Source organism: Jeotgalibacillus marinus (assembly GCF_040801915.1).
Lineage (GTDB): Bacteria > Bacillota > Bacilli > Bacillales > Jeotgalibacillaceae > Jeotgalibacillus > Jeotgalibacillus marinus.
Window position 1 is genome coordinate 117,403 of the sequence record NZ_JBFMIA010000001.1, and the last position, 13,399, is coordinate 130,801.

The window sequence follows — 13,399 nt, forward strand, 5'->3', positions numbered from 1 at the left end:
CCTTTTTGTTACCTCTATGAGCGAGGATACTGCCATCGCTATTATTTCTGATTAAACCCTTTCTTACCTAATGTTTCAACCACACCAGGGAACACGGCGTGCATCTTTGAAATGATATTCATCCATTGTGGCAAGTTGATTTCTCTTCGTCTTGTAAAAAGGGCATCTACCGTTTTTGTTGCGACAGCTTCAGGGTCAAGCATCCATCGTTTCACGCTTTCTGCATATTTACCAGAGTCATCTGCTTGATCAAAAAAAGCCGTATTAATTGGTCCTGGATTAACTGTTGTGACCAAAATGCCATCATCAGCCACTTCCATTCGCAAACTATTTGAAAAGCCAATGACCGCGTGTTTTGTTGCTGAATAAATACTTGATTTAGGTGTAGCAAGTTTTCCCGCCTGAGACGCAATATTGATAATATGACCGCTCCCACGCTTTTTCATTGAAGGAATGACTGCTTGAGAAAGTGTCATCAACGCGATGACATTGACATCAAACATCGCCTTAATGGTCTTGTTAGGTGTGTAATTTAACTTCTCAAAAAGCCCAAAACCAGCGTTGTTAATTAATGCGTCAATTGCTCCAACCTCTTTTTCCACTTTACTTATCAATGCAGGAATCGACCCAACTTCTCCTAAATCAAATGGATAAGCGCGTACCTCTTCCGCTCCAAGGGTCCCACAGCACTCAACTACAGCTGCTAACCGATCCTGGTTACGTCCGATTAAAATAATCGACGCCCCATTTTCCGCACATTTCTTCGCTAGTTCTCCTCCAAGACCACTCGAAGCACCTGTTATCAGTATTGTTTTACCTTTTAAGTTCTTTCTCATATCCTTACTCCTTTGTGTTTGCCAGCGCACGATAAACGACAGCATCTCCTATCAAATCTACTTGTTCAATTTCCCCAATGGAAAGTAAATAATCAATCTGCGCCATCGTTTCTGAAAGTGTCAGACCTAGCTGCTTGCGGTACACACTAGGAAATAGTGCCACACAAAGCTCAAATGCAGTGGCCTCTTTTTCTATAAGTAGTTGTTTTACATAACATGCACGTTCATGTTGCTTTTTTAAACGCTGATGAATTAACGTATGGGCATTTTCCACAACAGGACCATGACCTGGCAACACAGACGAAATCGGCAAATCAAGTAGCTTTTTCAATGATTCATTGTATTGAAGTTGTGGAATTGGTCGCTCTTCTTGTGGACTGAAAGGCGGTTCGATCAGCGGATTTGAGGAAACCTTCGCTAACAGCATATCGCCACCAATTAGTAGCCCATCACGTTCTCGAAATAGCGAAATATGACCTTGGGCATGACCAGGTGTTTCAATCACCTTCCACTCTCGAGCTCCTGGCACAAAATCGTGAGGGGCTACGGTCTTGTCGAGTCCCCGTTGACCAAGTGCTTGAAGTGGTTCTCTCATTTTTTCAATCAATACAAAATACGCTTCTGGAACACCAATTTCTTTAAATGATGTTTCATAAAAAGTATCATGCATTTCCATAAACGCATCTTCCCGAACGAGAAATCGATTCGTTTCCGCAGCACCGAGAACAACTGCCTGATCAAATCGATCAATGAGACCCGCATGATCTGGATGGTGGTGAGTTAAGACGATTTGTTTTATATCTTCCGGGGCAATTCCTAACTCTTTCAATTGACCTTCAAGGGATAGCCATGCTTCTTTCGTTTTAGGTCCTGTATCAACAAGTGTTAATTTTTCCTCTTTAATAACATATACATGCACGTCCCCCACTACAAACGGTGTTGGGATTGTAAGTTGAGCAATTCCATTATACCATTGAACCATACGATGACCTCCTCTTAAAATGAATGTTCATTCACTTTCTTTAAGTGTAGCCTTTTTCCTATAAAAAGTCGATCACCCATTCTAAAAAACTGGACAGAAGACATCACAGTCCGCATAATCGCATATAATTAAACCATAGACAAATGCAATGATAAGGACTAGTACATGAAGGAGAAACGTCAGAGAGCGGAGTTCATAGGCTGTAAAACTCCGTCGCCCACTCCCCATTGAACCTACCTTTGAGTGGCAGAAAAACCTGCCCGTCTTCCCTCGTTACGGGCAATGAAGTGTGCTGGATTTTTCAGCAAAACTAGGTGGTACCACGGAAGCAATCCTTTCGTCCTTGTTACAGGATGATTGGGTTTTTTTATGTTTAAAAGGAGGAGTTTAATATGAAGATCCTATTCGTAGGCGCAGGTTCAATCGCAGAAGCAATGATTCAAGGAATCGTTCAAGCTCCGAATTTAAACAAACTCGATATGTGGGTAACAAATCGTTCGAACCGTGAACGTTTAGATACGCTTCAACATAAATACAGCGTTCAAATTAGCTATGACCTTAGAGCATTACTGTCAGGTGCTGATGTAATCATTCTTGCTATGAAGCCAAAAGATGCAAGAGATGCTATGAAAGACATCCACCAATATCTTACTAAAGATCAGCTTGTCATCTCCGTATTAGCTGGTTTGTCACTCCAATTTATAAATCGTATGTTAGGTGAAACGATTGCCATTGCACGAGCGATGCCAAATACGTCTGCAACCATTCTACAATCGGCAACTGGATTATCCTTTAACGAGTATGTAACAACAGAGCAACAAGGAATCGTACGATCTATTTTCTCAAGCATCGGCACGGTTACGGTCGTAGATGAGCAGCAGCTTGATTTAGTGACGGGATTGTCAGGAAGCGGCCCAGCGTATATCTATTACGTCGCTGAAGCAATGGAACAAGCAGCAGTAGAGCTTGGTTTAACTGCTGAAGAAGCTAAACGATTCATTCTACAGACACTCACTGGTGCATCAAAAATGCTGGAAGCAACAAACAAACCGCCATACGTTCTACGACAAGCCATCACTAGCGCTGGAGGTACAACAGAAGCCGGCATCAAAAAGCTCGATCGATACCACACAAAAGAAGCGTTCAAAGCCTGCATTAAAGAAGCAACCGAACATTCTGGCAGATTACGTTCACAGTTTGAACACAATGAGCCTACCGACTGAGCATGCTAGTTGCCGAGTGTCGTTTGTACGAGACGGCATAAAGTAGCAAGGAACTATTTATCGATTAAAAGAATTGAAAAATACACAAATAAGTGCAAATCTTTTTGTTCTCCAGAAACCGCTTGCTATACTATTTAGGAAATCTAAAGAATATAGGAGGCATTAATTTATGACAACTGCTTTATTTTCTCCTTATACAATAAAGGATGTAACATTTAACAATCGCATTGTTATGGCACCGATGTGTATGTATTCAAGTCACAATCAAGATGGTCGCGTGGAAAATTGGCATAAGACACACTATACAACACGTGCAGTTGGCCAAGTAGGATTAATTGTGCTTGAAGCAACCGCTGTTACGCCACAAGGTCGTATCTCAAATGAAGATCTTGGCATTTGGAGCGATGATCATATTGACGGTTTAAAAGAACTTGTTTCTTTGCTAAAAGAACAAAATACAAAAACAGGTATCCAACTTGCACACGCCGGTAGAAAATCAATGACAGATGGTGACATTATTGCCCCTTCTGCCATCGCTTTTAATGACCAAATGAAAACGCCTATTGAAATGACAAAAAAAGATATTCAAGATACGATTGAAGCGTTTCGTCAAGGAGCAAGACGTGCAAAAGAAGCTGGCTTTGATGTCATCGAATTACATGGTGCTCATGGCTATTTAATCAATGAATTTTTATCCCCGCTTTCTAATCGTCGTGAAGATGAATACGGTGGCTCTGCTGAAAATCGCTATCGATTATTAAGAGAAACGATTGATGCCGTGAAACAAGAGTGGGAGGGTCCATTATTTGTTCGCATATCTGCATATGATTACGACAAAAATGGATTAACTGCCGAAGATTACGTGCCTTTTGCAAAATGGATGAAAGAACAAGGTGTCGATTTAATCGATGTGAGCTCTGGGGCAGTTGTTCCTGCTAGAATTCACGCATACCCTGGTTATCAAGTCCCCTTCGCGGAAACCATTCGAGAAGGTGCTGACATTCCAGTAGGAGCTGTTGGACTTATCACTTCCGGTATTCAAGCAGAAGAAATTTTACAAAATGAGCGAGCAGATTTTATTTTCTTAGCAAGAGAGTTGTTAAGAGACCCTTACTGGCCAAGAACTGCGGCAGAAGAATTGAATGAAGAGATTGAATCACCGAAGCAATACGAGCGTGGTTGGTAGTCATGAGTTATGTACGTTTGATAGTCAAGGCTTAAACAAATAAAAAATAGGACGGCTCAGAATTTCAGCCGTCCTTATTTCTTCCTATTAAATTCTTCCTCGTTAACGTCTTTCGTTTTTAATTTTTTGCATGATTTATACTTCGTTGATACTAACATTTTCAGTTTCTTAAGAAACCTCTCAACTGCATAAAAAAGAATTTTTTCTTCAAAGACCTATTTCCTGGAAATTATCAACCTTCTTCTGGCACGATAGTACCCCTTTGTTCATAATCACCAAACTTCTAAGACACCTATACAATAAATTTAGTAAGCCAAGCTACATACTTTGCACCAGGTATAAACAACACTTGTGCAAATAGTGTTCCTAATAATCTTGAAGTAATCATCAATAATGAAATGCTCTTAAGTGTAAGATAACTTCCCCTTTGATTTACAACATCATCAGCAAGTACGGAGATTTTTGGGTCAATAAATATAACAAGCAGAATCGTGGCTACACCATTTATTAGACCTGAAGCCATAATAGCTGTTGTAGCTTTATCTGGAACCAATAAAGCAGCATATAATGCTGACAATACTCCAATTGTATATATTGCAGTTATTATCAAATTTACTAAGAATAAGTTTATAGGAATATCTTCAATATTAATATTCTTCAAATAAGACAACTTAGGTAAACTAAAATGTTTTACCCCTCTCCTTATAAATTCAAAGGTCATTCCCTTCTTAATCAAAGCAGGAACAGACCCTTTTTCTTCGGATAAATGAATGATAGCTCTTGAAAATAAGGCGATAAATGTAGGTAGTAAAACGATCCCAAATAAGGTACCTAACGTTGATGCACCAATAAGGACTCTAAATTGATTTTCTACAAATTCTAAAGTGTTCTCTGTCGGAGCAGAATCTATAAGGCTCCCTGTAAAAGGCTGTTGCATCATATTAGCTAACCGTGAAACAATGACCATTATATTAAACAGAGACAAAGCCGAAGCAATCATTCTTACCCTTGCCCCCGACAACCTCACAGCATAAGCAAGTGTCTCGACTGAATGAATAAGAAATAAGAAAAAGAATATAAATAATAAATTTACCGTTAAAAAATCCAAATTAAGTACCTACTCTTATTTTTATTTAACACCCTAATATTACCACGATTAGAAGGTAAGCCGAATATATTTTTCAAAATCACAAAGAGAAATCTAGCCATTAAATCTCATAAGAAAAGAATTAAATTAATTTAAAAATCGTGAAACTGTTGATTCGACAGTTTCACGATTTTTCGTTTACGGATGAAATAACCGTTTCAAGCAAGTCATACGCCACATGACTATTAGGGAAAATAGCTCTCGCTTCTTTCTCTAAACGATCTGCGTCCTCTAGTGTGTAACGTGAACTTATGTGAGTTAACCAAAGTTCTTTTACCCCTGCTTTTTTTGCGACCAATGCGGCTTGTGACGTGGTAGAATGAAAATATTCATACGCCATTTCTTCACTATTTTGTTCAAAAGTTGCTTCGTGAATGAGTACATCTGCTCCGTCTGCAAGTTCGAAAGCGGATTGACATAGGCGTGTATCCCCAAGAATTGTCACAATCAACCCTTTTTTATCTTCACCAAGAAAATCTTCTCCGTTTAGCGTCTTTCCTTCGCATTCGACCACTCGCTTCATTTTAAGCTGCTGATAAACAGGACCAGGAGGAATTCCCAAATCACGAAGCTTTTCCACTTGCAGTTCACCTGGTCGATCTTTTTCTTTCACACGGTACCCAAATGAATCAATCCCGTGATCAAGTTTTCTTACTTCGATCGTACAATCATCTTCTTCAATGATCGTTCCATCTTCTATTTCAACAACATTTAACTCATATTTTACATAAGTTGCACTGACTTGAAGTGTTGTTTGGACAAATTGTTCGATTCCTTTAGGTCCGTAAACAGTTAAAGGCTCTGTTCCACCTTGAAACGAACGACTCCCAAGAAGACCTGGCAGACCATAGATGTGATCCCCATGGAGGTGGCTAATAAATATTTTTTCTATTCGTCGAGGCTTAATTGTTGTATATAGAATTTGCTGTTGAGTCGCTTCTCCACAATCAAAAAGCCATACGGCCCCTTGTTTATTCATACGTTTTAATGCAATTGATGTAACGTTCCGATGTTTAGCTGGCACGCCAGCCCCAGTTCCTAAAAATTGTAGTTGCATTGTACAAGCACCTCCACTCGAGCAACATCATACCACATTTTCAAAATTTTTGACGCTTTAATCCTTCTTGCAGGAGTATTTTTTGAGTTTTTGTTCATATTGACAAGTACACGGAAAATATGACGACAAACCTACTATTCCCATCAGCAGAATTTCGAAGTCACAAAATGGCATAATTGGTTACACATCTTAGCATTTTTTCATCCATATCTCCTTACGTACTATAAAAGCCATTTGAATTTCAAATAATTTATATCATTTCTTTAATGATGTTGCATAACTGTTGCATATCAGCCATCTCATCTATACAATCTAGATAATGTGATTTTAGTTTTTTCGACAAATTACTAGCTTGAACAACAATAGAAGTGAGGTTCTTATCGTGAAACAAGAAAATACACCTTCAACATTAATTATGATTTTTGGGGCAACGGGTGACCTTGCTAAACGAAAGCTCTTCCCGTCTCTTTACCAGCTATATTTAAAGGGAAAAATGTCCAATAACTTTGCCTTATTAGGTGTTGGGCGTCGTGAGTGGTCACATGATCGTTTTAAAGATCATGTCCGGGATTCTTTACAAGCTTCATCTCATTCAAAAGAACACATCGAATCATTTATTGAGCATTGTGCTTATCAGTCGCATGACGTGTCAGATTCTGATTCATACATACAGTTAAAAAATCTCGCAAATGAACTTGATCAACAATTTGAACTTTGTGGAAACCGTATTTTTTACTTAGCAATGGCACCAGAATTTTTCGGCACAATTACAGATCACTTAAAGCAAGATGGGCTAACCGACACGAAAGGCTTTTGCCGTTTAGTCATTGAAAAACCATTCGGTCATGACTTGGCATCTGCCTCTGCTTTAAATGAACAAATTAGAAAATCATTTTCAGAAGAACAAATCTATCGAATTGACCACTACCTCGGGAAGGAAATGGTTCAAAACATTGAAGTTATTCGGTTTGCCAACGCTATATTTGAACCACAGTGGAATAGCCGCTTCATTTCAAATATCCAAATTACTTCTTCCGAGACTCTAGGTGTTGAAGAACGTGGTCGCTACTATGAAACGAGTGGTGCACTGCGTGACATGGTTCAAAACCACATGCTCCAAATGGTCGCCTTGCTTGCGATGGAACCACCAATTCGCTTAAGCACAGACGAAATTCGTAGCGAAAAAGTTCGTGTATTCCGTGCCATGCGTCCAATTGAAGGAACAGAAGTAGATGATTATTTTGTCCGCGGTCAGTATGCAGAAGGAACCGTAAATGGAACTGACGTGGATAGCTATCGAAATGGAGAAAATGTTGATCCTACATCCAACACGGAAACATTTGTTGCTGGTAAAGTAATGATTGATAACTTCCGTTGGGCAGGCGTTCCATTCTTTATCCGAACGGGTAAGAGAATGACTGTAAAATCAACAAAAATCGTTGTTCAGTTTAAAGATATTCCGATGAACCTTTATTACAACAAAGAGCATTCATTGGATCCCAACTTACTTGTCATTCATATTCAACCGGATGAAGGAGTGACGTTACACTTAAATGCGAAGAAAACGAGTCAAGGGATTGATACGAAACCCGTCAAACTCAGTTATTCTGCCTCAAGCATTGATGGCATTAATACGCCTGAAGCATATGAGAAACTGTTATACGACTGTATCTTAGGAGATGCAACGAACTTTACGCATTGGGATGAAGTCAAACATTCTTGGAGCTTTGTTGATAAAATATCTACTCATTGGGAGTCTACAACCGAAGAATCGTTCCCGAATTACGCATCTGGCTCAATGGGACCTGCTAAAAGCGATGAGCTACTCGCACAAGAAGGTTTTGAATGGTGGCCAATTGGAGAATTAGATGTTAAAAAAACGATAGAATAGGGTACAAACAGTCCAATTCAACGATGTTATGGTACTCTGGTGATTTAAGTCTGAACGACAATTAAACTATATTGAGAAGACCTGAAAGGCTGTCCGAGAAGTTCTCGGGCAGCCTTTTTGGGTAAACGTTCAGTTTTACGAATAGAATAACCTTGATTCTTACGTGAATGACAAGAGGTGCTACAAGACAACATCAAGTTCACGAGAAAAAACAGAGAAACTTGTAAAGTTCGTACCATTGTACGCGAGCAACATTGCGTTATTATCGTATAAAAAACCGCTGCATGTGCAACGGTGAATATCATTCACTATCTTCTACTTGCCTTGTTATACGCTTCTTCCACTTCTTCAAATGTTACGCCAAAATAATCAGCTACAATTTGAATTATTTCTTCATCGGGCGTGATCCTATATTCAAGTCTAATGGCGTTCATTACATTAACATCACCTTCATGTACAACTGTATAAGATGGTATGTTAGATAGTTTAGTAGATTCAAACTCACCTGTTCACCTTATTCAAAGAATATCACATATTTTGATTTTGAAAAATCATCTTTATACTAAATCATTTGTCTACACAGTTTTTAATTCTATGAATATAGTATATTGATTGTTTCTTTTTAAGAGACACTCTGATCAAAGAAAGGAGAGAAATATATGACCGTAGCTTTATTTACTACTTTACCGGATACCATTATTGTTGATGAACAACAAGCTTTTCAGGTATGCACAGTAAACTCAGACCCTTTACAAGATGGGGTGGAAGTAAGGATCTTTGTTACTCTTAGCAACCTAAACTTACTATCTGAATTTACAGCGTTTATTTTTGATCCAAGTTCAGGCATGTTTGTCCCAATTGAATTTAATGAATTTGGTGTTGCTATTTTAGAATCAACACTTGCTCCGACTAGCTGTAGTCAGGTTCTTGTTACATTCACAGATGATAGTAACTATCGTTTTCAACAACAAGTTGTTGAAAAATCTTCTGGTAAACTACTCGCTTCAAACACGCAAATATTTAGAGTTTTAAGCGCTTAATATCTATGGAATCAAGAGGAGTTTTTTTCTCTCTTGATCCTTTTAAAAAACAAAATTAATACCTAAATTCCACGTCAAATTCATTTGACCTTAACATTAATAATTCTCACAACTCCTATATATCACCTATACAAACCAATTAATTTTACCATCTGATTTTTTTGTTTTTTTGTTTTTTTGTTCTGATTCTTTAATAACATTCTAAAAAATAACATCTTAATATGTCTGTAAGTTGTAATATCTAGATCCCACAACCTCAAAAAAGAGCCTCTATCCAATAGGACGAGGCTCTTTTTGAATATTTCTGCTAACAAAAAAATTGTGCAGCACGTCTTCTACTTATACTTGTCTTGGCTAGATCGAGCTGCTTCTGCTTTTGTATTTAATCTTCCATCCACTCCGTGTGGAAGGTACCTTCTTTGTCGACACGTTGATACGTGTGGGCACCGAAGTAATCGCGTTGTGCTTGGATTAAGTTCGCTGGCAATGATTCTGTTCTATAGCTATCATAATAAGAAAGAGCGGTTGAGAATCCTGGTACTGGAACACCATTTTTCACAGCGAGTGCGATCACGTCACGCAAAGCTGATTGATACGATTCTACGATGTCTTTAAAATAGTCATCAATCATTAAGTTCATAAGCGCTGGATCGCGATCATACGCGTCTGTGATTTTTTGTAAGAATTGAGCACGGATAATGCAGCCACCTCTGAATATCCTGGCGATTTCACCGAACTTTAAGTCCCAGTTATATTCTTCTGAAGCAGCTTTCATTTGCGCAAAGCCTTGAGCATATGCAGCAATTTTAGACATATACAAGGCACGTCTAATTGCTTCGATTACTTCTTTTTTATCGCCTTCAGGTACAACCGGTGTTGGACCACTTAGCACTTTACTTGCTTTTACACGCTCATCTTTAATTGCAGAGATAAAGCGTGCAAATACAGATTCCGTAATGATTGGAAGTGGTGTGCCAAGGTCTAATGCACTTTGGCTCGTCCATTTTCCAGTTCCTTTTTGTCCTGCTTTATCTAAGATCACATCAACCATTGGTTTGCCAGTTTCAGTGTCTTTCTTTTTGAAAATATCGGCTGTAATTTCGATCAAGTAGCTGTCAAGCTCACCCTTGTTCCATTCAGCAAATACTTCATGAAGATCGTCTGCTGACAAACCGAGTACATTTTTCATAATGAAATAAGATTCAGCAATCAATTGCATATCGGCATACTCAATGCCATTGTGAACCATTTTCACATAGTGACCCGCACCATCTGAACCGATGTATGTGCTACATGCTTCGCCGTTAACTTTAGCTGAGATCTCGTCGAAAATTGGTGCCACAAGCTCATACGCTTCTTTTTGACCACCTGGCATAATCGATGGACCTGTTAACGCTCCTTCTTCCCCACCAGAAACACCTGTTCCAATAAAGTGGATGCCGTGTGTGCTAAGTTCTTTGTTACGACGAATGGTATCTTGATAAAACGTATTCCCACCGTCAATTAAAATATCACCTTTATCAAGTAAAGGAAGCAAGCTACTAATCGTTGCGTCAGTCGCTGCACCTGCTTTTACCATTAACATAATTTTACGAGGTGATTCGAGTGACTCAACAAACTCCTCCAGGCTATATGTACCATAAATTTGTTTGCCTTCTGATTCTGCCAGCATATCATCCACTTTTTCAGCTGAACGATTATACACAGCAACAGAAAACCCTCTACTTTCAATATTCCAAGCAAGGTTCTTACCCATTACAGCAAGACCTACTACACCAATTTGTTGTTTTGACATAGTTAAACGTCCTCTCTTTCACGTAATTCATTTACTCCGAAAAGCAGGAGCTTCTTTTATCATTCACTATTGTACCACTTTTTTATGTAAAGGCGAAAAAAAAGCTTTTCAATAAATGTAACAGGTTTAACCATAGAAAATTCTCTTGATCGCTGTGTTGCTTAGTAGCACTTATTTAAACATTCACCTTAAGATAAATAAAAACCAGCCCATTGAACATATGAGCTGATTTTTTTTATTTATGTAAAATCTAAAATATTATTTAACAACCATTACAGGAGCGTCAACATATTTTACTAATTTGTGACTAACGCTACCTAAAAGCATAGTTTGAAACTTATTGCGCCCTCGGCTACCAACAACAACAAGATCATAATTACTATTATTAGCATACTCGATAAGCGTTTCAAACGGAGATCCATGAAGAATCTTGATGTTCACTTGTACGTCTGCTTTTCTTGCAAGATCTGCACTTTCTTTTAACATTTTTTCACGCTTATAACTAGCTGTATCCGAATCTCCGTAACGGAGTACATCTGCTTTAGATGTCTCGCCATCCACAACATAGACTAAATCAATCGATACCTCATCTTTTGATGAAATCACACTAATCGCTTTCTTTAGAGCGCGGTTTGAATGTTCAGAGCCGTCCGTTGCTACCATTATCTTCTTCATAATTAAACCCTCCATACGATCTTTTTTTATGTCGTCAATGGCACTGGTCGCTGAATCTATAGGTGAGCACCAGTAAAAGCTAACTCAACTTCTGTAACTCTTTCTTGGAAATCAAAATTTGTTAGAATTTTCATTATCGAAAATCCTATTAGTAATTATTGTATCTAAAATCAAAGGGGTTTCATAGTAATGAAGCTTTACATTTTTTGCGAATATTTTGTCGCTTTTGACGACATTTTGTCATTTTTGATATTTTTCTACTGAACTCCTTGTTCGACTTAAATGCCTCATTAGTTAAACAAGAATATTAACGTGACGACTTTTCACTCTCAGAAAAGTCAAGTTCTCTATAAATGTGGCGTCTATAAAAAAGGCTATGTTCCAAAAGATTGTTGGTATCTTTTTAATAGATGAGTACCCTTTTGAAGTCCTCTTTTGTCTATATTTTTACGCTAACGCCTCCGGTTCGATTATTAAGAAAATCATAAATTTTAAAAAAATAATTGATTATATTTTTATATCCTAATAGTATTCGAAATGTAGTAAATATTTATGGAGAAAGGAGAAAGGGACTATGAATATTAAAGTTGAAACTCTTCCCAAATATCGCATTGCATATGTGCGACAAGTTGGTCCATATGGGCCTGCTAACATTCAAGCAATGGAAAAGTTAAAGAAATGGGCTGAGGAGAAAAATCTTATTAAATCGGCAATAATACTTGGAATTCCGCAAGATAATCCTGAAACAACACTTCCCAAAAATTGTAGATATGATGCTTGTATTGTGATTTCAAAGGATTTTCAAATTGATGCTTCAATTTGCGAATGTGAACTTTCTGGCGGAAAATATTTTATTTACAAAGTCAAACATACAGCAGAAGATATTCAAAAAGCGTGGGCTGAAATTTTCCCAGATTTACAAAACAGTGGATATCAAATTGATAATAAACCGATTTTAGAAAGATACACTAATGATATGATTAACAACAATTATTGCGAAATATGTGTACCTGTAAAACCGTTATAGCTTGATTAGTTACATTTTACTTGTTCGGCTTTATATCCATCACTAGAAAATTAAACATAGAAAAGGAGGAACAAGTAGTTTTCAGTAACGATAACTTCTTGTTCTTCTTTTATTATTCTGCTCCGATAGTGAAATAAGCTATATTAGTGAAATACATCAGTTAAAATTTCTAATATCGATTACAGTTGTGAAATTTACTTTTTAGCAAGTAAGTTAATTGGTTATGAACATTTAAAAACTTCTCCTAAAGTTAAGTTCAATTAACGGGCACGTTAGTTGATAAGGATTGGGGAGCCTTTATAGTTGGGGATTCCCTTAAATTATCAACAGTAATATTTAACATTGTTAAAAAAAAAAAGATGTGTATGTAAATCGCTTGGAATCTAGTATGAACGCTTTATTCATTAAAGTCCCTGTTCAATTATCTAGCGATTGAAAGTAAAAACGACGAGGGCGAAGGCGATCTCTGTTAGAGCTAGTAAACATTTATCGTATAAGTGATCCAACGTACTATGAAGCCAATTAACAAACTTTGACTAT

12 protein-coding genes are annotated in these 13,399 nt (G+C 37.7%); 5 read left to right on the forward strand and 7 right to left on the reverse strand.

Going from position 1 to position 13,399, the window contains the following annotated elements:
- Nucleotides 1–41 precede the first annotated feature (41 nt).
- The gene (locus tag AB1471_RS00640) at nucleotides 42–836 is read right to left on the reverse strand and encodes an SDR family NAD(P)-dependent oxidoreductase (protein WP_367777582.1); all 795 of its coding nucleotides are present in this window, start codon (nucleotides 834–836) and stop codon (nucleotides 42–44) included.
- Nucleotides 837–840: 4 nt separating this feature from the next.
- Nucleotides 841–1,818, reverse strand: coding sequence for an MBL fold metallo-hydrolase (locus AB1471_RS00645; protein ID WP_367777583.1), 978 nt, complete (start codon nucleotides 1,816–1,818; stop codon nucleotides 841–843).
- Between the two features lie 392 nt (nucleotides 1,819–2,210).
- On the opposite strand from AB1471_RS00645, the gene proC reads away from it, so the two are divergent.
- Together proC and namA are read left to right on the forward strand one after the other, a co-directional pair.
- Complete coding sequence (gene proC / locus AB1471_RS00650) at nucleotides 2,211–3,041, forward strand: pyrroline-5-carboxylate reductase (protein ID WP_367777584.1); 831 nt, start codon at nucleotides 2,211–2,213, stop codon at nucleotides 3,039–3,041.
- A gap of 169 nt (nucleotides 3,042–3,210) precedes the next feature.
- Nucleotides 3,211–4,227 (forward strand): NADPH dehydrogenase NamA, encoded by a 1,017-nt coding sequence (gene namA, locus AB1471_RS00655; protein WP_367777585.1) that lies wholly within the window; start codon nucleotides 3,211–3,213, stop codon nucleotides 4,225–4,227.
- 292 nt (nucleotides 4,228–4,519) lie between these two features.
- Here namA and AB1471_RS00660 read toward each other — a convergent pair whose 3' ends face one another.
- A complete protein-coding gene (locus AB1471_RS00660; protein WP_367777586.1) occupies nucleotides 4,520–5,335 on the reverse strand; it encodes a lipid II flippase Amj family protein in 816 nt (271 codons plus the stop codon).
- A 163-nt stretch (nucleotides 5,336–5,498) separates the two neighbouring features.
- Entirely contained in the window at nucleotides 5,499–6,431 is a 933-nt protein-coding gene (rnz, locus tag AB1471_RS00665) for a ribonuclease Z (RefSeq protein WP_367777587.1), read from the reverse strand.
- Nucleotides 6,432–6,813: 382 nt separating this feature from the next.
- On the opposite strand from rnz, the gene zwf reads away from it, so the two are divergent.
- A complete protein-coding gene (zwf, locus tag AB1471_RS00670; protein ID WP_367777588.1) occupies nucleotides 6,814–8,322 on the forward strand; it encodes a glucose-6-phosphate dehydrogenase in 1,509 nt (502 codons plus the stop codon).
- Between the two features lie 308 nt (nucleotides 8,323–8,630).
- Here zwf and AB1471_RS00675 read toward each other — a convergent pair whose 3' ends face one another.
- Nucleotides 8,631–8,756: a hypothetical protein gene (locus AB1471_RS00675; RefSeq protein WP_367777589.1), complete on the reverse strand. Its 126-nt coding sequence runs from the start codon at nucleotides 8,754–8,756 to the stop codon at nucleotides 8,631–8,633.
- Between the two features lie 225 nt (nucleotides 8,757–8,981).
- On the opposite strand from AB1471_RS00675, the gene AB1471_RS00680 reads away from it, so the two are divergent.
- Nucleotides 8,982–9,362 carry a hypothetical protein gene (locus tag AB1471_RS00680; RefSeq protein ID WP_367777590.1) on the forward strand — a complete coding sequence of 127 codons (381 nt, stop codon included), beginning with the start codon at nucleotides 8,982–8,984 and terminating at the stop codon, nucleotides 9,360–9,362.
- A 382-nt stretch (nucleotides 9,363–9,744) separates the two neighbouring features.
- Here the strand turns inward: AB1471_RS00680 and gnd are convergent, their stop codons facing one another.
- Nucleotides 9,745–11,157: an NADP-dependent phosphogluconate dehydrogenase gene (gnd, locus tag AB1471_RS00685; RefSeq protein WP_367777591.1), complete on the reverse strand. Its 1,413-nt coding sequence runs from the start codon at nucleotides 11,155–11,157 to the stop codon at nucleotides 9,745–9,747.
- Nucleotides 11,158–11,415: 258 nt separating this feature from the next.
- Entirely contained in the window at nucleotides 11,416–11,832 is a 417-nt protein-coding gene (locus AB1471_RS00690; RefSeq protein ID WP_367777592.1) for a universal stress protein, read from the reverse strand.
- A 574-nt stretch (nucleotides 11,833–12,406) separates the two neighbouring features.
- On the opposite strand from AB1471_RS00690, the gene AB1471_RS00695 reads away from it, so the two are divergent.
- Nucleotides 12,407–12,859 (forward strand): AraC family transcriptional regulator, encoded by a 453-nt coding sequence (locus AB1471_RS00695; RefSeq protein WP_367777593.1) that lies wholly within the window; start codon nucleotides 12,407–12,409, stop codon nucleotides 12,857–12,859.
- Nucleotides 12,860–13,399 lie beyond the last annotated feature (540 nt).